The sequence below is a fragment of the Alcanivorax sp. genome (assembly GCF_002733835.1).
Lineage (GTDB): Bacteria > Pseudomonadota > Gammaproteobacteria > Pseudomonadales > Alcanivoracaceae > Alcanivorax.
The window spans coordinates 62,285-82,415 of sequence record NZ_NVWY01000001.1; the positions used below are offsets into that span (position 1 = coordinate 62,285).

Consider the following 20,131-nt stretch of genomic DNA (forward strand, 5'->3'; position numbering starts at 1 on the left):
TCATGGCAGACCAAGACCTCAAACTCGCGCTCCGAATGCAGGCTGACCTTAAACAAGGTCGGCAAGAGCTGGATGCGCTCGATACCGCCCTGGATGACGTTGGGGAAAGCGCTGATCGCACCAGCAAGCGATTGGATGACCTTGATGGCAAAGGCCCTGCCAAGGTAAAGCCGGCGGTGGATGCGCTGGATGCTGCCTTGGATGGCGCTGGGGAAAGCGCTGATCGCACCAGTAAGCGATTGGACGACCTCGATGGCAAAGGCCCGACCAACGCAAAAAAGGCGCTGGATGCTGCCACCAAAGCCGCGCAAAACATGGACGCTGCTGCCAAAAAAGCCCAAAAGAGCGTGGGAGGCATAGGTGCCACTGGCGTGAGAAAGCCTGTCAAAGGGCTGGGCGGCGACGTCGACGAGGCTGCTGCAGCCATGCAGCGTGGCGGGCTGTCTGCCGGTGAATACCGGATGGCCATGCGGCAGCTGCCGGCTCAGATCACTGATATCACCACAAGCCTGGCGTCGGGCATGCCGATCTGGATGGTGGCCATCCAGCAAGGCGGCCAGCTGAAGGATTCTTTTGGTGGGGTGAAGCCCGCCGCGCGCGCCTTGATTTCCTCCATCAAACCCATGCCGCTACTGTTTGGCGGAGTTGCCGCCGCCGTGGGTTTGGCCGTTGTCGCCCAGCAGAAAGGGGCCAATGAAGCGCGCCGGTATAACGAGGCGCTGATTCTTACCGGCAATATTGCAGGCACCAGCTCAGACCAGCTTAGTGACATGGCTCGCCGGATTGATGATGTGGCGGGCACCCAGGGCAATGCTGCTGCAGTCCTGGCAGAAGTGGCTCGCACCGGGAAAGTAGCGGCTGACCAGATCGAGCAGGTTAGCCGTGCCGCGATCGCCATGGAGATCGCTACCGGTAAAGCGATTTCCAGCACGATTGATGAGTTCGTCAAGTTAGCGGAAGACCCCGTCCAGGCCATTGCTGACCTGAATAACGAGTATCACTTCCTGGATGCATCGGTGTACTCGAATATTGTGGCGCTGAGGCAGCAGGGGCGCGAAGTTGAGGCGGTTAAACTGGCGGTCGAAGCCTACGCCGATGTGGTCGAAAGCCGAGCCAAAGAAATATCTGACGATATCGGCCTGCTGGAGCGTGCCTGGAAAGGCGTTAAGGATGCCGCCAGCGAGGCTTGGGATAGCGCGCTGAATATCGGGCGTGACCGGACCAGGCAGCAGCAACTGGATGATATCAATGAACGTATCAAGCTATTCGAGGAGCTGAACGAGAAGAGTTTATTTAAAAGTGACGGGGAAGACTCGGGGATCAAGGCGTTGAAGGTTCAGCGTGATGCCTTGGCTCAGGAGATCGAAGATGAGGAGCGTCTAGCAAAAGAGAAGGCCGAAGCCCGTCAACTAGAAGCTGAAGCTATTAAGGCCATGGCTGAGGTGGACAAACTCACCCGTTCCAATCTAAGCAACGAAGAAAAGCGGGTGGAGGCCATCAAGGCCTATCGCGAACAGCTGGATGCAATTCGGGAAACCAACCCCTCTGATAGCCGCCTGGATGAAGCAACGGTTGCCAAGAATATTGCTGGCATTAATGAGCGCTACGAGACGAAAGACCCGGATGCTGATCGTCGCGAACGGGAGGCCAAGCAGCGCCAGAAAGAGATGGAGTCCTTCGTTTCCCAGCTTGAAAAGCAGGCGGCGGTGGCGGGCAAATCTAAGGATGCGACCCGTGCCTATGAGATCAGCGAGAAAGGCCTGACTGGGGCTCTATTGCAGCGAGCGCAAGCCGCTAACGCCGCCATCACCCAGCAGGAAGAGCTGAACCAGGCGATGGACGATGCGGAAACACTTAATGGCATCGCCGCCCGCTTGCTGTCGCTGGATGGAAACAGCTTTGATGCCAGGGGCAAAGAGCTGGAACAGGAATTCGCCAAGTTGTTAGCACGGCTAGAGGCACGCGGTGATGAAGCCGGTAAAACTCTGGTCAGGGAGCTGATCAATAAAGAACAGCTGCAGGCTGGCCTGGATGACTTCCAGCGCCAAATCGACACCATCACGCGCGGTGCCAGCAGCCAGCGGGATCTACTCTCTTCCCAATTCGAGGCTGGCCTAATCTCCCAGCCGGAGTACCGCGAAGGGCTGGGGGAGATCGACAGCAACGCGGTGTCGCAGCTTGAGCAAATGCGTGACGCGGCGCAGGAGTACGCCCAGGCAATGGGTGACCCGACGATCCTGCAGAACTTCGACGCAATGGTGCTCGGCTATCAGCGCGTGAACGACCAGACCCAACGCTTCCTGGCTGACGGCCAGCAGATGAACGAGATGCTCTCTACGGGCTTATCTGATGCCCTGCTGAACGTAGCGGATGGCACGCAATCTGCCGGGCAGGCATTCCGTCAATTCGCTGCTGATTTCCTGCGCCAGCTCGCCCAGATGATTCTGAAGCAAATGATCTTTAATGCGATTAGCGGCGCGACGGGTGGCGGTGGCATCGGCGGTGCCGTTGCCGGCGCTGCTGCAGGTGCGTTCGCCGAAGGCGGCTATACCGGCGCTGGCGGCAAGTACCAGCCTGCAGGTGTGGTCCACCGTGGTGAGTATGTGCAGCCCCAGGAGGCACTGCGTGAGCCTGGCGCCCTGCAGTTTATGGAAGCCTTCCGTCGCGAGGGCATGCGATCGCTGGCCCGTTTCCAGGGCTATGCCGATGGCGGCCTGGTGGGTGCCTCCGCCGCCACGCTGGCGCGCAGCCCGGCGGAAGCCATGGGGGCAAGTGTTCCTGCGCCGCAAGTGAACCAGCGTCTGCTGCCGATTTTGTCAGACGATGTGGTGGCCGATGCACTGCGCGGCCCGGCCGGTGAGGAAATGCTAGAGCTGCACATCACGCGCAACCCCAGCAAATTCAACCAACTGATTAAGGGAGGTGGGTGAATGCCCGTCGAGATTGGTACAGCCAACGGGCACTTGGACCTGCTGCACCGTTTGCAGCGGTTTGTGTGCGGCCATGGCACCTGGAGCACTGCGCCGCAGTTCACCGGGGCTGGCCCTGGCACCATTAGTGATATCGCCACCGCGCCCGCCACGGTGAGCGAAACCTGGACCTTCACCTGCAGCAACGCGGACACCGCTGGGGAAGAGGTGTGGGCGATCACCGGTTCTGTGACCGGCGCCACTGCTGATGCCACCACGGGTATCGCTTATGCCAACGGGCTAATCGAGTGTCTGATTACGGGCACGGGCTATGAGGTAGGTGACGAATTTTCGTGGGACGTGACCCAGGGCCTCATGAGCGCGGCGGGCGCCGCCTGGACCCTGCTGAGCGAAGGCCTAGACGGTGGTTTTGACCAGGACTATTACTTTCGCGCGCCGGGGCTGACGGGGTCTGAGGAGATATATCTGAATGTCGCGGCGTACCAGAGCAGTGCCGATGACTATTTCAACTGGGAGGCTCGTGGCGCGATCGGCCACGAGCCGACTTTTGCCTTCAATGGGCAGCCGGGCACCAGCCCGAACGCCAACCTGCTGCTGTGGGCCGATGCCATTCCCTACTGGCTGGTGGCCAACGGCCAGCGGCTGATTCTTGTGGCCAAGATCTCAACCACCTATCAGCTGCTGTACCTGGGCAAAATTCTCCCCTATGGCACGCCGGCGCAGTTTCCCTACCCGGTGCTGGTGGCGGCGACCACCGACCGCGCGAGCACGCGGTGGTCCGCCGCTGACGCTGACACCTCCAGCATCCTCAACCCTGGCCGTGGGGCGTTCCTGTACACAACAGACGGCGGCTGGAAGCGGATACAGAACCGATACCGATCTAGCTCAGGCGCTTGGGAAACCGATTTCTTCGATATTTTCCCCACCCATCAATATGGATTCGGCAGCCGCGATGGAGCATCGCATGAGTTCCAAGGGCCGCAGATTCACCCCGCCCCGGATGGCTCCTACACGCTGCTGCCGTTGGTGCCGCTTTGCCGCAACGCCAGCTATGCCTCATTAAATCAGTACGGCGAGCTGGACGGCCTGTTCTGGGTAACAGGAACGGGGAATGCGGCGGAGAACATTCTCTCGATTGAGGGAGAGGACCACCTGGTGGTTCAAAACATTTACCGCACTAACTGGACCGAATACGGCGCAATGAGGCTCACCTGATGGCATATGAAACAGGCGTTGCAACCGACGTGATTGATCTGCTGGCGAAAATTCGGGGCATGGCCGTGGGGCTGGGCTGGACGATTGATCGAAACGAGCCAACGGAGCTGGCGCTGCACCACGCGGATGCGGGGTTTTTCACGCTGCTGGCGCAGCCGGAAGAAGACGATATCCAAACCACTGACTACCCACGCCCTTATATCTATATTTGGGGGCAGACCGGGTTTGATGCGGGGGCGGCGTACAATACGCAACCGGGATCATCGGGTGGGAGATACGGCAGAACCGACGCCCTACGAGGCCCCTTCGCGGCATACCACCTGTTCGGAACGACGCAGTACATTCATTGCGTGGTTGAGATTGTGCCTGGGGAATTCGCGCACTTTCATTTCGGCCGCCTGGATAAGTCTGGCGACTACCCCGGCGGGGAATATGCCACCGGCACCAATTGGCGCTATAACCTCCAATACGCTAATACTCATAATCGCGACTCGTTGAGCCCCTTTCACGCTGTGCCTTTCGATGGCCTCAGCCGTCATGCTACGGGTCAGGGCGTAGTGAGATTAGACGTCCCAGGCTACACGGAGGAATGGGGGGAATTTTATGACGTTAATTCGTCAAGTTTTAGTGTTGCATGGGGACCGGCTCGGCTGGGCGCCAATACATGGCGATCGCCTTACACCTTCTATTGGCTGTCCACGCCCAACACGGTAAACGCGGTTGCACCGTTGGCACCGTGCTTGGTGTCCTTTGTATTGCGTGGAGAAAAAACCTTCTTGGCCGGCGCCCCGGCTGACTTGCGGATTGTCAATCTGCGCAACCTGACGCCCGGCGAGACCATTACCATTGGCCCCGATGAATGGCTGTGCTTCCCACTGAAGAAGCGGGGTTTAGGCCAGTACGGGCCGAATTATCAGGTGAATTCTGGGCTGTTCGGCTTGGCGTACCGGAAGGTGTTGCCATGACGCCGGCGTTGCACGGGATCTGGCCTGCGTCGGCGGGGTTAAACCCCATGCTGAACGCTGCCCGTGCGCTGCCGGGTGAGCTGGGGGTGTCGGTGCTGGCCGGGGAAGTGGCCAACAGCAGCGAGACGCTCAACACTCAGCCCGTTGCCGAAAATCCGCGCACGCCGCCGGCACGGCGGCTGGTTCGGTTCCTGGACGACTATTATTTCCGTATTCATGTGACACCGCCTGCGCTCGATGTGGGCAATGTGGTGTCTGCGCAAACACACCCTGTGCGGATCTGGAATGCATATCTTGAGCCGAGAACGCTCAACGACCTGGCTGCCGATAACGCTGAGGGCATTCAGCTTGCCGGCCCGGATGAGCCGCCGATGGAGTTTGCGCCGCTGCGTGAGCACGTGTGGGAGGTGGCGGTTGGGGTCGATGGCCCGCCGGTGGTGGATGCCTCTTTCACGTGGCAGTTCACCGGTGAGCCGCCTGCGGTACTCCCCATCACGGGTAACCGCATTACGGCTTGGCCCTGGGCGCCGAACTGGCTGGCCAGTGTCCAGGAGCGCCTGGAGTGGTTAACCGACATTTTGCAGAGCCAGTCCGGTGTGGAGCAACGCCGGGCCGGCCGTGATTTGCCACGGCGCTTCTACGGATTTTCTATTCTGGCTGAAGGTGCCGATCGGGCGCTGCTGGACCTCGCCGTTTTCGGTTGGGGGTCGCGGCTGTGGGCGCTACCTATCTGGCAGGACGTGCAGTGGCTACCCGGGGTTGCGGCTGGCAGCCCGGAAATCGTTTGCGATACGCGCCATCGCGATTTTCAAGACGGTGGATTAGTGCTCTTGCTGGGTGAGCGTGCGGCAGATTATGAGGTACTGGAGATCCACACGCTTGAAGAAGACAGGATCGGGCTGCGCAATCCGGTGCAGCGTGAATGGCCCCACTCGGTGCGGCTCTTTCCGGTTCGGACTGCGCGGCTGACCGATCAACCTGCCCTGACGCGGCTGACTAACCGATTGGTGGGTGGTGAGGTGGAGTTCCGGCTGGAGACGCCATCGACCTGGCCACAAACCCACGTCCTGCCAGAGTACCGAGGCTGGCCGGTGTTGGAGATCCGGCCGGAGGAAAGTCGCGATCTGAGTTTGTCTTACCAACGCCTGATAAATGTGCTCGACAACGGCACGGCATCGCCGAATGTACGCGACAGGGCGGGCATTGGTTTCCCGGTGCAGGGGCATGGCTGGCTGCTGGAAGGCGCTGAGGAGCGTGCGAATTGGCGCAGCCTGATGTACGCGCTGCGCGGGCGCCAAGGCGCCCTTTGGTTGCCCACGTGGATGGATGATTTAGAGGTTGTGGCACCAGTGGCTACCACCACGGCATTCATTGATGTGGCTCACGTTCAATACGGGCGGTTCGCGGCGGGGTTCTCTGGGCGCCGCGATATTCGTTTGGAGTTGAGCGACGGAACCGTCCGTTACCGCCGTGTGCTCGGGGCCACCGAGTTAGATGCTTCTACAGAACGGCTTAGCTTGGCCGAGCCCTGGGACGTGGCCTTTGATGCTGACCAGGTGCAACGCGTGAGCTGGATGGCGCTGATGCGCCTGGAGAGCGATACCGTGGAAATTGAGCACCAGACTGACGTAGAGGGTGTTGCCCGTTCACAGCTGGTATTCCGGGGGGTGCGCGATGAGCTATGACGTTCTGGACGCCTCGCTGGCGCAAGCCAGGCCGCTGCGCCTTTATGAGTTCGCACGCGGTGCGCAGCGGTGGCGCTACACGAACGCAGGGTTGGATGTGGTGCACGATAACCAGACTTTCCATAGCGTGTTTATTACCGATGACGGCATTCGCCAGACCGGTGAAGCCAGCGCGGATGCGCTGAATATCGAGGTGCCACTGGATTTGGAGCTGCTCGGCATCTATCGCATTTACCCACCGAGCACGCCCATTGAGTTGACGATCTGGGATAAGGATCTCGGTGATCCTTCGGCCTTGGTTCAGTGGGTTGGCATTCTGAGTGATGTGACGCTCAAGCGCCGGGCCGGTAAGGCGAAGCTGGTGTGCCGCCCATTGTCCTCTGAACAGGACAATACCGGCCTGCGGTTGGTGTGGGGGCGGCAGTGCCCTTATGCGCTCTACGATGCCAACTGCCGTGTGGATAAAGAGCTGTATAGGACGACGGCCGTGCTTGCGGGTGCCGCGGGCATCACCGTGACCGCCGGCCTGTTCGCTGGCCAACCGGATGGCTGGTTCACTGGGGGTTTTATCGAGTGGGAAGCGGTTTCCGGCGCGGTGGAACAGCGCGGCATCGATGAGCATGTGGGCACTACGCTGACCCTGCTGGGCGGCTCTGTGGAGCTGGTTGCTGGGCTGGAAGTGCGAGCCTACCCAGGGTGCGCGCGATCGGTATCTGTTTGCGACAGCAAGTTCAGCAATGTTGAGAACTACGGTGGGGTGCCGGCGCTGCCGGGCAGTTCCCCGTTTGACGGCAACCCGGTGTTCTGAGGAGCCATTATGTGGGTTCAGATTGCGATTATGGTTGTCAGTGCGATCGTCAGTGTCGCGCTGGCACCGAAGCCACCGAAACCGAAGCCTGCGTCTTTCACTGATTTCGATTTCCCGGCGGCGGATGAAGGAACGCCCCAGGCGGTGGCGTTCGGGGACGTCTGGTCCACGGGTTGGACGGTGCTGGGGGTTGGCAATTACCGCACTAGCCCGATCCGGACCAAGGGAGGCAAGAAGTGAGTGAGCCGCTGGTTTACCCCCGTCATATTCACGCCGCTGGGCTTTGCATGTCTGGTGCGCGTGCCTGGTTTAAGCGCCATGGCATAGCCTTCGAGGACTGCCGCCGTGGATTGTTGACGGCACAGCGGGTGGAAGCCACTGGGGATGCGCTGGGCTTACGCGTCGCGACTATAGCGCGGGAGGACGCCGATGGGCAGCAGTAAGCGCGTCACTGTCGGGTTTCGGTATTACTTCGGTATTCACATGGGCATTGGTCGTGGCCCTGTGGATGAGCTGGTGGAAGTTCGGGTGGGCGATCGTCGGGCCTGGAGTGGCTCCGTAACGAGCAGCCAGCGCATTAGCATTAATAAGGGGTATTTGTTTGGCGGTGATGAGGCGGAGGGCGGCATTGTCGGTGGGCTGGATGTGATGATGGGCGAGCCTGACCAGGCGGTGCTGGGTCGCTTGCAGAACATGCTGGGCGGCTTGGTGCCTGCTTTTCGGGGCATGTTTACGCTGTTCTTTGATGGCCAGATCGGGGCCATCAATCCTTACCCGAAACCTTGGAAGTTCCGGTACCGCAGGATCATGCAGGGTTGGGACGGTGCGACCTGGTACCCCTCTAAGGCGCGGATCGAATTAGCGGGTGGTGCAATCCACGCCATGAACCCCGCCCACATCCTGGTTGCTTGCCAGACTGACCGCCGGTGGGGGCGCGGCCTTAGCGATAACCGTATCGACTATCAGTCTTACACGGAGGCGGCGGATCGCCTTTACGATGAAGGCTTTGGCCTTTGCCTGCTCTGGACCCGGAAAGAGTCAGTATCCGCTTTCATGCAAACGGTGATTGATCACATCGGCGCGGTGCAATTCATTAGCCGCCGTACGGGCCTGATGACGCTCCGGCTGATCCGTGATGATTATGTATCTAATGAGCTGCCGCTGTTCGATTACGCCAGCGGTTTGCTGTCGATCGATGAGGATACACTTTCGGCTGGCGAGACGATCCCGAACGAAGTGGTGGTCGACTATCGTGATCCTGTCACGAATGAAGACCGCACCGCTCGGGAACAAAACCTCGCGGCCATCCAATCTGCCGGCACGGTAATCAGTACGAGTGTGGCGTTCCCTGGGCTGCCAACCCACGAGCTGGCGAGCCGGGTGGCACAGCGGGAGATCCGCGTTCAGCGGGGTGTTCGCAAGTTCAAGGTTCGGCTGGACCGGCGCGGTGCCGACCTTGAGCCTGGCGCGGTGTTTCGCATTAGTGCGCCAGACGACGGCATCGACCAAATTGTGCTCCGCGCTGGGCGTATTGAAGCGGGAACGGTCAATGACGCGGCGATTACTGTCACGGCGCTGCTGGACGTTTTTGGCCTGCCGAGCAACGTTTATACCGAGCAGCAACCTTCTACCTGGCAGCCTCCGAACCGCAGTGCGCAGCCAGCGCTCTATGAAAGACTGATGGAGGTTCCATATCGCGACCTGGTGCAAGAGACCACGCAAGTGCAGCGCGATGCCCTGGAGCCTGATTCCAGTTTTCTGAGTGCGCTGGGTGTGCGCCCCAGCGGGCTGTCGTTGAACTACAGCCTCACCACGCGGATCGGTGCGGCCGCGTTCGAGAAGCGCGACGTTGGCGACTGGGTGCCAACCGCTGAGCTGGCTGCGGAGATCGGCCCGGACGATACGGTGATCGCTATCTCCGGAGGCATTGACTTAGACCAGGTCGAGACCGGTTTAGCAGCATTAATCGGCGAGGAAATTGTTCGGGTCGATAATCTGGACACCGAGACGATGGTGGTGACGCTTGCGCGGGGGTGTGTAGACACGGTTCCAGTCCGGCATCCGGCGGGGAGCCGGATCTGGTTCTACGAGACCAGCGCTGCCGCTGACCCGACTGAGTATGTCGACGGCGATACGGTAGAGGCCAAGCTCATCACTCGAACCACTGGCGAGGAGCTGGCCCCTGCGCTGGCGTCTACATTGTCCCTGCAGTTGGATCAACGCCAAGCACGGCCGTATCCGCCAGCGCGTGTCCGGATCAACGACGAATATTGGCCGGTAGAGCTGACAGGAGAGCTGGCCGTTGATTGGGTCCACCGTGACCGCCTGTTGCAGCAGGATGTACTGGTGCCCTGGACCGACGCGGGCATCGGCCCCGAGCCCGGAACCGCTTACCAGGTAACTCTGCTGCAGGGCGCCAGCCAGGTGCAGCAAGAGAATACCTCTGGCACCACCTCAACCCTGACCCCCACCGAGGATGGCCAGTACACCATTACCGTGTTGAGCCAGCGTGATGGCCTGGATAGCTGGCAGGCGTTCGAGCACACCTTTACCTGGTACCGAACTGAACCCATGGCCACGGAGGCAGGAGAAATCATGCTGACCGAGGCCGGCGAAGAGATGATCGTGGAGTAAGACATGGCTAAGCAATGGTCGGAGATACGAACAGAGCGCCCTGCAGGGCCGCTTACCGGTGCGGAGATCACCGTGGCTGCGCAAGGCGGGCAGACGGTGGGGCTGACATACCAGCAGCTGAAGGACTGGGTGAAGTTCAAGAACAACCTCAGCGCAACTACATCCCCGGCGGCCAACGATGACAGCACGGCGGGCTATGAGGCTGGTAGCCGGTGGTTGGACAACACGCCCACGCCAAAGGTGTGGTGGATCTGCACTGATGCGACTGCAGGGGCTGCGGTTTGGGACGTGCTGTCGCTGTCGGTAGATGAGCTGGGCAGCGCGGCCCTCGTGAATACCGGCACTGGGGCCTCTGATGTGCCGTTGAATAGCGATCTGGGCAGCGCAGCGTACTCCAACATGGCGGAACTGCCGTTTTCTAACATCATCGCCCAGGCCGGACGTTTCACTACCCCGGCAGGGCCTTTCGATCTTTACGCCACCGGGCTCTTCGACAGCGACGTCAGTGATTCCCTGTCCCCATACAACGGGGCAACGGTTACTGAAGTAGGTAAATTCATTCACGATAATGCAGATTTCGGGGGCGGAGGGGCATCCCTAACTGCCCCGACTTTGGACCTACTTTCCGCCATGGGTAGAGCGGGGTCCAACGGGCGGTACGGTGTGGAGTTCTATATTGCCGAGTACGCAGCCGGGGGCGGGACCGGTGGAGCTTCCTTGTTCCCCAGTGGGACTCTATACCTGATGTCCATCAATCTTTCTCGGGCGATCTTCGCAGCGTCCGGTAGATGTACTTTTACCGCGTGGGTCAGGGCCGTGGACGGGCCTATCGGGTTTCGGTCCTTGGGTCCGATTGTGACTGAGTTCGACGGAGTGGCGCAGGGAACAAACCCGGAGCTGGTGCCCGCGGATGGTTGGACCTTTGTTAGGGTGGTCTCCCAGATCTCTACAGGCTACGTGGCCGCTTGGCCGGGAATTTCTGGGCAGTCTTCTGTATCGAAGGCCCAGATTGCCATCCCGGCAATTTTCCCGGGCAACGTAGACGCGGGTATTTACTCCGCGCCCATACCCAATGCGGGGACATTCTGATGAGAATCTATCGAGACGGCGAATACTTTGCGACCGGTGCGGATTTGGCACTTATCGCTTCAGTGGCCGACGAGCCCGTGTCCCTCTACAGCTTCCATCCTGACGATTACCGGGCCTACAAGCTGGCCGAGATCAAAGCTGCTTGCGAGGCAGAGCTTTCCGCCCTGCAGAGCGCGTACCCCCAATCGGAGGTGCTGAGCTGGGACAAACAAGAGCGAGAGGCTCGTGCCTTTGTTGAAAACCCGGCCGCTCCGGTGCCGCTGATCTCTGCCCTTGCAGCGGCGAGAGAGGTTGACCCAGCTGACCTGGTTGACTGGATCATCCTGAAAGCGGATGCGTACACCGCAGCCATAGGTGCAGCGCTGGGGAAACGTCAAAAACTGGAAGACCAGCTGGCGGCCCTAGCCGATTGGGAGGATATGGCAGAAGTCCATTGGTGATTTTGTCCTCGTTCAAAAGCCAGCAGGTAAGAGGCCTCCATATAGTGGGGGCCTCTTTGGTATTAATGGCTATCAAATCTGGGAGCAGATCCATGTAATCAAAAGAGGAGCGCCCGCCGCTGGGTGCAGCAACACCCGGCGGCGAGCCCAACCCGCAGCAGTACCTGCGAGCCGGCAAGGCATCCCCACTCCGCGCGGAGCGAGAGAAGCCTAGCAGAATACGAAAAGGCTTTGCAGATGATAAAAAAGGATTTCAGGTGCCAGCGGTGCAACAAGAAGCTGGCCGAAGCGATCTTCACCTGGATCAGTATCAAATGCCCTCGCTGTGGGCATACCAACACGGAGAAGGCCCAAGAGCCTCGATAGAGGAGTTTCTATGCCAGATCCGATCATCCCTTGGCTGGGCGGCAAGCGTCGCCTGGTCGACCGCATCATCCCCTTCATTCCTCCCCACAAGTGCTATGTGGAGCCGTTTGCCGGTGGCGCAGCCATGTTCTTCATGCGGCCTGTGCCGGCAGAGGTGGAGGTGCTCAACGATATCAATGGGGAGCTGGTCAGGCTTTACAGGGTGGTGCAGAACCACTTGGAGGAGTTTGTCAGGCAGTTCAAATGGGCGTTATCCAGCCGGGAGGTCTTCAAGTGGCAACAGATGACCAGGCCCGAGACCCTGACGGATATCCAGCGTGCCGCGCGTTTCTATTACCTGCAGCAACTGGCGTTTGGTGCCAGGGTCGATGGCCAGTCCTTCGGTACCGCGACCACCACACCGCCAGGCCTCAATCTGCTGCGCCTCGAGGAGAGCCTCTCAGCAGCCCACCTGCGGCTTTCCAACGTGTTCATCGAGAACCTGGCTTGGCAAGACGTCATCAAGCGCTACGACCGGCCCCACACCCTGTTCTATATGGACCCGCCGTACTGGGAGACCGAAGGCTATGGGGTAGATTTCGAGTGGGAGCACTACGAGGAGATGGCTGAACTGATCGGCGAGATCAAGGGCAAGGCCATCATTAGCCTCAACGACCACCCAGACATACGCCAGGTGTTCTCCAAATATCACATCGAATCGACGGACATCAGGTACACGGTGGGAGGGGGTAAAGGGGTGCAGCGGAGTGAGGTGCTGATCTTCAGCTGGGATATCCAAGCGGAGCCGGCGGGACTATTCTGACTCGACTGAAAGGGCTTTGCGCTCTGTGAAAGAATCCGGGCCTCTCATTTATCTCGCAAGAGACCCGGATTTTTCGCGCGCGGCTTCAAGGCGCTTTTTTCGTTATGAGGCCCAATCTCGGCAGGTTTGCCAGCGTGTTGCATGCTGCGTGAAGCATGCTGCAGCCGCAGAGCGGCAAAAAAAAGGGCCGGCAAAGTGCCGACCCTGAAAGTCACCGGAAAAGGGAGAGCTCGGTGAATTGGAAAACGGTTAAGCGGCTTCCTCTTTGAGGAGGTTGCCAAGCAGGGCCTCGAAGTTTTGCAGCTGCTCGCTGTTATCGTGATCCCACGGATGAAAACCGGGTTTGAACCAGTCGAACCAGGGCTTGGTGATGTTCAGGAAAATCCCTTTGCGGCCCCAGGTGTGTTTGGCCACGGCGCGCCAGCCTTTCAGGTCGGTCAGGCCGCCCTTGATGCGCACGTTATGCAGGTAGAAGGGAATGAACAGGGCAAAGAAAATGCCAGTGGCCAGCACCAGGGTGCCGCTGCGCAGTGCGTAGGCGCCCAGGTTGCTGTCGTCGCCGATCACCGTGCGGTACACATCGAAGGCCACGGCCTTGTGTTCGGTTTCTTCCAGGGCGTGCCAGTTCCAGATCGCCTTGTAGCCTTCGTCGGCGCCTTCCATGATCTCGGGCAGATCCAGCAGGCCGCCGCCGAGAATGGCGGTCAGGTGTTCCAGTGCTACGGTGGCAGCCAGCTGAAAGGCTTTGGGGCTATATTGCTGGGCGGCCCCAAGCAGCTTGGCAACGAAAGCTTCCTGGGCATGCAGCGGAATCCCTGCCTGGGCCACGAAGTCGTTGTACTCTTCGTGCTCACGGCCGTGCATGGCTTCCTGACCGATAAAGGCAGTGACTGCCTTTTTCAGTTCCGAATCGGTAATCTGGTCGCGATAGTGGCGGACGCTATCGATAAAGAAGCGCTCACCCACCGGGAAGAACAGACTCATGGTATTGAGGAACTGGCTGACATTCAGGCCGTCCCGGTGCCAGGTAAGGGCCTTGGCCGGGTTCAGGTTGAATTTCAGGTTGCGGCGTATGGGCAGAATTGAGATCGCCATCGTGCGTCCCTCCGTAACTGTTACATCATTCAATGATACAATTGCTGTGCGCAGCATCAAGAACTTTTCATCGGGAAATGCAAAAAATGGCGGGTAATAAACAGGAAGTGGCAAATCGTTTACTGGATGGGCTGGTCGATTATCTGCTGGCGCGTCTCTCGCCGGAACAGCTGGATTCACTGGTGGTTGAGGAGCTGGACTACGTGCTTGAGCGGGCGGCGGGTTATTCCCTCAACCAGTGGGTGCAAGCTGAGCAGGTGTTTGCCACGGCGCAGAAATACGCGGTGGAGATGGATATCAGCGGCGCGATTCCTGAGCTGGTGGGCGATATGGTGGAACGGTTTTATGACCACGCCATCCAGAGTGAGCGCACCGTGGAGGATGTGGTCGACGAAGCCGTAGTGATGGCGCTGCTGGACAAGGGGCTGGAAATTCCCCTGTCGCGGCAAGGCATGGCCTGGCTGGGGCGTAACCCGGTGCTGCTGGCCTTGCTGGCAGGCGGTGCGCAACTGGGGCTCAAGACGTTGCTGCATCAGGGGCTGCCCGGCCCCCTGCGCAGCCAGCTGAGCAAGCGCTTGCCGGAACGCTGGCTGGCCAGCCTGGAGGCACGACTGCAGGAATGGTTACTGCGTCGCACGGAGCAATTGTTGAGTGATCCGTACCTGTATCGCGACGAGAACCTGGATGAGTTGCGCGAGTTGGTGAAGGTGGGCTGGCAGGACTTTTCCCAGCGCCCGGTGGCGGACCTGAAGGAGCTGGTGAGCAGCGAGGATATTCAGGAGCTGTTCGTGATCGTGTTCGAGTACTGGCGGGATCTGCGCCACACGGATTACTTCAATGCCATGCTGGAAGCGGGCGTGCAGGCGTTTTTCGATAAATATGGTGATACCAGCCTCACTGGCCTGCTGGATGAGCTGGGCGTCACCCGCGAGCTGATGCTTGATGATGCCCGCCGCTTCCTGCCGCCAGTGATGGCCAAGCTGCAGAGCGAAGGGCTGCTGGAGGCGTGGCTGCGTCGGCACTTGGAAGGGTATTTTCGGGCGGAGGAGACGATAGAGCTGCTGGGATCAGTTGACAGTTGATAGTGGACAGTTGACAGCGTGGAGTGCCCCCGATTTAGTAGACACCTAATGATTAAACGGTCGCAGCATAGGCACTGGGGGAAACTCCTCCCAGTGCCATGTGCCGACGCACATTGGGATAGTACTGGTCCGTATAGTAACGAACTTCGCTCGCCATTTCGTCTCGGCCTATCTCTCCAAGAGGGCGAGTCCACTCCTTTTTTAGCAAGGCAAAGACACTCTCGGCACAAGCATTGTCCCAGCAGTTGCCGCGCCGGGACATGCTGATGGTCACCTTTCTGTCATTGAGCCAACTCAGCACCTCTTCACTACGATATTGGCTGCCTTGGTCTGAGTGGAACAGCAAATCACGCCCCGCAGGTTTCTGGCGCCTCCAGGCCTGTTTCAGCGCCGCTATAACCAATTGTGAGCAGTTAACCGGCCCCATCGCACGGCCCACGATCTGACGAGTCCCCAGATCCAGCACAACGGCAATGTAGAGCCAGCCTTCTTGGCAGCGGATCTGGGTAATATCCGACACCCAGACACGGTTGGCCTTCCCAACCGAGAACTGGCGATTCAGCAGATTGGGCAACACCGGTAGAGACGACTTGGCCTTGCGGTAGCCGGGCTTGGGCGCCGTACGCGAACGGTAGCCCGCCGCCTGCAGCAACCGCTGAACCTGATTTTTCCCACAGCAAAACCCCGCATCCTGGGCATGCAGCCAGAGCTTACGGTAACCCGGTATGCTTTGCTGACGACGAGCCTCTTTCAGAAGGAAGGCCAAGAGGGCGTCATCGCGCCTCTGTTTTGGCCCCGGACAACGCTGACGCTCCCGCCAACGGTAATAGCCTGCTCGTGAGACATCGAGTACTGCGCACATCACCGATACCGGCCAGGCTTGGCTACGGCAGGCATCGATGAAGGCAAATCTTATTTGCCGTGCTTGGCGAAGTACTCGTCCGCCTTTTTTAGGATTTCATTCTCCAGCTCGGCTCGCTTGAGCTGCTTTTTCAGGCGAGAAATCTCTCCTTCCAGGTCTTTGAGGCTTTTATCGGGTCCCGTGTTCTGGACGGATTTAGCAGACGGTTTCTTGGTCACAATCCATTCTCTTCGCCAGCGGCTTAACAATTTTGGGTGTATGCCTAGCTTGCCAGCTAGTGCGGACTGTGTCTGCGTGGTGGATAGCGAGGCCTGCACGGCCTCGCGTTTGAAATCATCGCTGAAGTAGCGCTTGGCTTTGTATTTCATGACACCTTCTCTCCAAATGAAGGTGTCTACTTTTTCCGGGGCATTCCAACCGCGCAACTATTCACTATTCACTGTTAACTATTAACTGCCTTTTACCGCACCAACCAAAGACTGAGCTGCGGGATATAGGTAATCATCAACAAGGCGATGATCAATATCAGCATGAAGGGAATCGTTGCTGCGAACAGCTCGGTGACTTTCTTCTTGAAGCGGTAACTGGCGATAAACAGGTTCATGCCCACCGGCGGAGTGATATAGCCGATCTGCATGTTCGCCACGAAGATGATCCCCAGGTGCACCGGGTCAATGCCGTAACGCAACGCCACCGGCAGGATCAGCGGCACCATAATCACCAGCGCGGCAAAGATATCCAGCAACGCGCCCAGCAACAGCAGCAGGATATTGAGCAGGATAAGGAAGGTAATCTTGCTCTCAACATGTGTCTGGATCAGGGCAAACAATTTCTCCGGCACACCGGCATACACCAGGTAATCCGAGAAAGCCTGCGCCACCGCCAGAATCAGCAAAATACCGCCCACCATGATCATGGAATCGCGCATGATGGTCGGTAGCTTGCGCAGCGAGATTTCCCGATACAGAAACACCTCGGCCACCAACACATACAGCGCCGTCACCGCCGCCGCTTCACTGATCACCAGGAAACCGGAGAAGATCCCACCGAGCACTACCAGCGGCAGCGGCAGCTCCCAGCGTGCTTCCCAGAGCGCATCGACCAGCTCCCGGAAATCAAACGCCTGCCGGGGAACATCGGTGCCCCGCGTGGCCCACACACAGTAACCGTAAAGCAGCACGATCATCAGCAGCGCAGGCAGCAGACCAGCCAGATACAGATCGACAATTTCTACCGTCGGCATATCCAGCTGCTGGGACATTTGCTGGGCGATAATGCCGTAGATCAACAAGGGCACCGACGGCACCAGCAACAACCCCAGACTGCCCGAGGAGGTCACCAGGCCCAGGCTGAATTTTTCCGGGTAATTGCCTTTCACCAGCGCCGGCAGCAACAAGGCGCCCAACGCCACAATGGTGACACCGGAGCCGCCAGTCAGGGCGGTGAAGAACGCACAAGCAATCAGCGCAACAAAGGCCATGCCACCGGGCATCCAGCCGAACGCGGCCTGGCTGAGCCGCAACATGCGGTCGGCGGTTTTCGATTCACTCAGCAAAAAACCGGCGAAGGTAAACAGGGGCAACGCCATCAGCACCACGGAATTACTGAGCTGATAGATGTCGATGTGCAGCACCGCCAACTCGATTTCCAGAGTATAGAAACCCAGTGCGGCTGCGCCGAGAATAATGGCAAACAGGGGCGCGCCCATCAGCGCCAGCACCACCAGCAGGACAATCGCCGCAATGATCATGGCGTCGGCTCCTGCAGTTTCGGCCGCTTGCCAATTAACCCCAGAGCAAACAGCACTACGTAGCGCAGTGCCATGACCGAGAAGCCCACCGGGATAATGGCTTGCAACAACCAGCTCGGCACACTGGCAAATGCCGGCGAAGCGTACTCATACTCTTCGATTACGAAGTGCACGCTATACCAGGCCACCAACAAACAGATAAAGGCGGTGAACAGATCCACGAAGGTGGTCAGGAAGGGATGGTACTTTTCCGGTAACAGTGACGAGGCCACATCAATGCGGATGTGCTCGTCATTACGTGAGGCAATCATCGCGCCCAGCAAGCCAATCCATAGCACCGCGTTCTGCAACAGCGGCTCGATCCATACCAGGCTGGTGCCAAAGAAATTGCGCAGCACAATCTGCGCCACCGCCAGCAGGATCATAAACAAAAGGACGGCCACGATAAGGCCGTCCTCGATATGGTGAAGGGTGCGATGCACCCCACGTAGTAGCGCTGCCATCATTGCCCGTCGCGTTGCTTGGCAAGAATGCCGTTCAGGCGGTCGAGCATGGCCTGGCTAATTTCACCCTCTTCCACCAGCTCCGCCGTAGCGCGCTCGGCGTAGCTGTGCCATTCCTCGCGTTGTTCTCCGCCGGGCTTGATCACTTCCAGGCCCTGCTGCTGAACGGCGGCAAAGGCACTCAGGTTTTCCTTGCGGCTTTGCGCATCCAGTTTGTCGAAGGTGGCTTCCAGTACCGTGCGGACCACCTGCTGGTCTTCCGGGCTCATGCGTTTGAAGTATTTCTCGTGGATACCCAGCATGCCGAAGGTATAAAGCAGAGGCATGTCAGTCAGGTAGTTCACCCGGGAATACCATTGCAACGTCAGGGCCGCCACCGGGGGAGCGGCGAAGGCGTTCACTGCACCGGTCTGCAGAGAGGTCAGAACGGAGCCGATATTGAGCAAAATGGGGGAGAGCTCGAAAGCCTTGGCCGCTTTCGCGGAGGCTTCATCGTTGGCCGGCAACCACAGCTTTTGGTCGCGCAGATCGGACACGCTTTTTACCGGCTGCTCGGACATGACATAAGCGAAGCCACCGTCCAGCAAACCAAAGCTGACCCAGCCACCGTCTTCCAGGCCTTTCTGGATGACCGGGTCCAACTCGCTGCGCACCGCATCCACTTCATCGTAGTTATTAAAGGCTAGCGGCACGTTGAGAATCTGGCTGTCCTTGTAGGCGGAAGCAAACGCACCGCCCTGGGCCACCAGGCCATGGAGCTGGCCGATACGGATTTTGCGCTCTACCGCACGATCATCACCCATCACCCCACCAGGGTAGATTTTCAGCTTTACCCGGCCTTCGGTTTGCGCCGCAATATCTTTGCCGGCTTTTTTCAGGCCGGTGACGATGGTGGTGCCATCCGGGTACAGGGTAGAAATTTTCAGGGTCGTCGCAGCGGTGGCAACCAGCGGCAACAGCGCGATCAGAACAGTGACAAGGCGCAGCATAAACACTCCTAGAAATAATCGTCCGCGCCGGCAAGCAGGACTTCAGCCTGCTGCTGCGCATAAGTATTTTGCAGGGTCAGGCCGTGAACATCAGGGTCCGCCGCCAGCACCTCATTGAGCAAGCGGTCGTGCAACTCCCGATCGAACACCAGGCGCGCGTACTTTTCCGCATACAGCACCTGGGCCATCAGGTTCTTGCCGTCGGACAGTACTACCGCCTCTTCAAAGTGAGCTTTGGCCTGTTCGGGCTTGCCGCCCAGCGACGCCGGCAGGATGCTGTTCAGCACCCCCAGATACATATGTGCCTGACCGTGCTGATAGCCTTCATCCAGCGCCACGATGCGCTCCATGATGGCTTCCACCCGGCCCAGTTCCGCTACCGCATTCCAGTCACTGGTGTTCTGCTGGATATAACCCGCCCAGGCGCTGCCCAGGGAAAACAGCACCGGCACATCGCCTTTGTCGGCCTCGTCCAGCAGGGATTCGAATTCGGGCACCGACAGGCTGCGCAGATCGCAGTAATCCTTGTGGTGGGCACAGGCGGCACGGAAACCGTAACCCAGCGCCTTGTCGCTAAGTTTGCGGGCCCGCTCAGGGTCTTCCACAAACAAGCCGGCGTAGGCGCCATAAAGGTCCGCGCCACTGCTGAGCAGGGATTCGCTTTCCGGCCAGTTCTCAATCAGGCCATCGACCATCAGCAAATAGGTGGGCAGGCCGTCTTCGACCAGCTGCAGGTCATTGTTGTTGAGGACACCATAGGGCAGGTTGTCGTCAACATGGGCCAGGGAACAGCCTTGCAGGGTAACTACCGCTGCGAAGAAGAGAGAAGGTACCCAGTAAGGTACAGAGCGCCACTGCATAGGTCGCTGGCATCCTTTCATTATTGTGACTTCATCGTTTTGGCTGTCTTTATAGC

The 20,131-nt window shown here is 59.1% G+C and carries 18 protein-coding genes; 12 read left to right on the forward strand and 6 right to left on the reverse strand.

Annotated features, from left to right (window positions below):
• The first annotated feature begins 2 nt into the window (after positions 1–2).
• The 11 genes from COA55_RS00370 to COA55_RS00415 all read left to right on the forward strand — a co-directional run bounded on the left by COA55_RS00370 (position 3) and on the right by COA55_RS00415 (position 12,934).
• Positions 3–2,930: a phage tail length tape measure family protein gene (locus COA55_RS00370; protein ID WP_290500039.1), complete on the forward strand. Its 2,928-nt coding sequence runs from the start codon at positions 3–5 to the stop codon at positions 2,928–2,930.
• Entirely contained in the window at positions 2,931–4,145 is a 1,215-nt protein-coding gene (locus COA55_RS00375) for a hypothetical protein (protein ID WP_290500041.1), read from the forward strand.
• A complete protein-coding gene (locus COA55_RS00380) occupies positions 4,145–5,110 on the forward strand; it encodes a hypothetical protein (RefSeq protein ID WP_290500043.1) in 966 nt (321 codons plus the stop codon). The genes COA55_RS00375 and COA55_RS00380 overlap by 1 nt, the downstream gene beginning before the upstream one ends.
• Complete coding sequence (locus COA55_RS00385; RefSeq protein WP_290500044.1) at positions 5,107–6,795, forward strand: hypothetical protein; 1,689 nt, start codon at positions 5,107–5,109, stop codon at positions 6,793–6,795. The genes COA55_RS00380 and COA55_RS00385 overlap by 4 nt, the downstream gene beginning before the upstream one ends.
• Positions 6,785–7,603, forward strand: coding sequence for a phage BR0599 family protein (locus COA55_RS00390; protein ID WP_290500045.1), 819 nt, complete (start codon positions 6,785–6,787; stop codon positions 7,601–7,603). Before COA55_RS00385 ends, COA55_RS00390 begins: the two co-directional genes overlap by 11 nt.
• Positions 7,604–7,612: 9 nt before the next feature.
• On the forward strand, positions 7,613–7,843 hold the full coding sequence (locus tag COA55_RS00395) for a hypothetical protein (protein WP_290500046.1): 231 nt from the start codon (positions 7,613–7,615) through the stop codon (positions 7,841–7,843).
• A 189-nt stretch (positions 7,844–8,032) separates the two neighbouring features.
• Complete coding sequence (locus COA55_RS00400; RefSeq protein ID WP_290500047.1) at positions 8,033–10,237, forward strand: phage tail protein; 2,205 nt, start codon at positions 8,033–8,035, stop codon at positions 10,235–10,237.
• Between the two features lie 3 nt (positions 10,238–10,240).
• Positions 10,241–11,326 (forward strand): hypothetical protein, encoded by a 1,086-nt coding sequence (locus COA55_RS00405; protein ID WP_290500048.1) that lies wholly within the window; start codon positions 10,241–10,243, stop codon positions 11,324–11,326.
• Positions 11,326–11,766, forward strand: a complete 441-nt coding sequence (locus tag COA55_RS00410) for a hypothetical protein (protein WP_290500050.1) — start codon at positions 11,326–11,328, stop codon at positions 11,764–11,766. Before COA55_RS00405 ends, COA55_RS00410 begins: the two co-directional genes overlap by 1 nt.
• 237 nt (positions 11,767–12,003) lie before the next feature.
• Positions 12,004–12,132, forward strand: coding sequence for a Com family DNA-binding transcriptional regulator (locus COA55_RS16920; protein WP_363969040.1), 129 nt, complete (start codon positions 12,004–12,006; stop codon positions 12,130–12,132).
• 10 nt (positions 12,133–12,142) lie between these two features.
• A complete protein-coding gene (locus tag COA55_RS00415; protein ID WP_290500051.1) occupies positions 12,143–12,934 on the forward strand; it encodes a DNA adenine methylase in 792 nt (263 codons plus the stop codon).
• A gap of 249 nt (positions 12,935–13,183) precedes the next feature.
• Here the strand turns inward: COA55_RS00415 and COA55_RS00420 are convergent, their stop codons facing one another.
• Positions 13,184–14,029, reverse strand: a complete 846-nt coding sequence (locus COA55_RS00420; protein ID WP_063520904.1) for a metal-dependent hydrolase — start codon at positions 14,027–14,029, stop codon at positions 13,184–13,186.
• Between the two features lie 86 nt (positions 14,030–14,115).
• On the opposite strand from COA55_RS00420, the gene COA55_RS00425 reads away from it, so the two are divergent.
• Complete coding sequence (locus tag COA55_RS00425; RefSeq protein WP_290500053.1) at positions 14,116–15,111, forward strand: hypothetical protein; 996 nt, start codon at positions 14,116–14,118, stop codon at positions 15,109–15,111.
• A gap of 52 nt (positions 15,112–15,163) precedes the next feature.
• On the opposite strand, the gene COA55_RS00430 is transcribed toward COA55_RS00425, so the two are convergent.
• The 5 genes from COA55_RS00430 to COA55_RS00450 form a co-directional block, all read right to left on the reverse strand.
• A protein-coding gene (locus COA55_RS00430; RefSeq protein ID WP_156496823.1) for an IS3 family transposase occupies positions 15,164–16,341 on the reverse strand; the annotation gives its coding sequence in 2 pieces (ribosomal slippage) (positions 15,164–16,050 and positions 16,050–16,341; 1,179 coding nt in all).
• A 92-nt stretch (positions 16,342–16,433) separates the two neighbouring features.
• Complete coding sequence (locus tag COA55_RS00435) at positions 16,434–17,723, reverse strand: TRAP transporter large permease subunit (RefSeq protein ID WP_063537644.1); 1,290 nt, start codon at positions 17,721–17,723, stop codon at positions 16,434–16,436.
• Positions 17,720–18,229 carry a TRAP transporter small permease gene (locus COA55_RS00440; protein ID WP_290500055.1) on the reverse strand — a complete coding sequence of 170 codons (510 nt, stop codon included), beginning with the start codon at positions 18,227–18,229 and terminating at the stop codon, positions 17,720–17,722. Before COA55_RS00440 ends, COA55_RS00435 begins: the two co-directional genes overlap by 4 nt.
• Positions 18,226–19,215, reverse strand: coding sequence for a TRAP transporter substrate-binding protein DctP (dctP, locus tag COA55_RS00445; protein ID WP_290500056.1), 990 nt, complete (start codon positions 19,213–19,215; stop codon positions 18,226–18,228). The genes COA55_RS00440 and dctP overlap by 4 nt, the downstream gene beginning before the upstream one ends.
• Positions 19,216–19,223: 8 nt before the next feature.
• Positions 19,224–20,075: a TRAP transporter TatT component family protein gene (locus COA55_RS00450; protein ID WP_290500057.1), complete on the reverse strand. Its 852-nt coding sequence runs from the start codon at positions 20,073–20,075 to the stop codon at positions 19,224–19,226.
• Positions 20,076–20,131: the final 56 nt, after the last annotated feature.

What these genes read in the sequence shown, in the direction of transcription:
- COA55_RS00450 (WP_290500057.1), bottom strand. Translation starts at nt 20,075, where the DNA reads ATGCAGTGGCGCTCTGTACCTTACTGGGTACCTTCTCTCTTCTTCGCA.
- COA55_RS16920 (WP_363969040.1), top strand. Translation starts at nt 12,004, where the DNA reads ATGATAAAAAAGGATTTCAGGTGCCAGCGGTGCAACAAGAAGCTGGCC.
- dctP (WP_290500056.1), bottom strand. Translation starts at nt 19,215, where the DNA reads ATGCTGCGCCTTGTCACTGTTCTGATCGCGCTGTTGCCGCTGGTTGCC.
- COA55_RS00440 (WP_290500055.1), bottom strand. Translation starts at nt 18,229, where the DNA reads ATGATGGCAGCGCTACTACGTGGGGTGCATCGCACCCTTCACCATATC.
- COA55_RS00380 (WP_290500043.1), top strand. Translation starts at nt 4,145, where the DNA reads ATGGCATATGAAACAGGCGTTGCAACCGACGTGATTGATCTGCTGGCG.
- COA55_RS00400 (WP_290500047.1), top strand. Translation starts at nt 8,033, where the DNA reads ATGGGCAGCAGTAAGCGCGTCACTGTCGGGTTTCGGTATTACTTCGGT.
- COA55_RS00405 (WP_290500048.1), top strand. Translation starts at nt 10,241, where the DNA reads ATGGCTAAGCAATGGTCGGAGATACGAACAGAGCGCCCTGCAGGGCCG.
- COA55_RS00385 (WP_290500044.1), top strand. Translation starts at nt 5,107, where the DNA reads ATGACGCCGGCGTTGCACGGGATCTGGCCTGCGTCGGCGGGGTTAAAC.
- COA55_RS00375 (WP_290500041.1), top strand. Translation starts at nt 2,931, where the DNA reads ATGCCCGTCGAGATTGGTACAGCCAACGGGCACTTGGACCTGCTGCAC.
- COA55_RS00420 (WP_063520904.1), bottom strand. Translation starts at nt 14,029, where the DNA reads ATGGCGATCTCAATTCTGCCCATACGCCGCAACCTGAAATTCAACCTG.
- COA55_RS00415 (WP_290500051.1), top strand. Translation starts at nt 12,143, where the DNA reads ATGCCAGATCCGATCATCCCTTGGCTGGGCGGCAAGCGTCGCCTGGTC.
- COA55_RS00410 (WP_290500050.1), top strand. Translation starts at nt 11,326, where the DNA reads ATGAGAATCTATCGAGACGGCGAATACTTTGCGACCGGTGCGGATTTG.
- COA55_RS00370 (WP_290500039.1), top strand. Translation starts at nt 3, where the DNA reads ATGGCAGACCAAGACCTCAAACTCGCGCTCCGAATGCAGGCTGACCTT.
- COA55_RS00390 (WP_290500045.1), top strand. Translation starts at nt 6,785, where the DNA reads ATGAGCTATGACGTTCTGGACGCCTCGCTGGCGCAAGCCAGGCCGCTG.
- COA55_RS00435 (WP_063537644.1), bottom strand. Translation starts at nt 17,723, where the DNA reads ATGATCATTGCGGCGATTGTCCTGCTGGTGGTGCTGGCGCTGATGGGC.
- COA55_RS00395 (WP_290500046.1), top strand. Translation starts at nt 7,613, where the DNA reads ATGTGGGTTCAGATTGCGATTATGGTTGTCAGTGCGATCGTCAGTGTC.
- COA55_RS00425 (WP_290500053.1), top strand. Translation starts at nt 14,116, where the DNA reads ATGGCGGGTAATAAACAGGAAGTGGCAAATCGTTTACTGGATGGGCTG.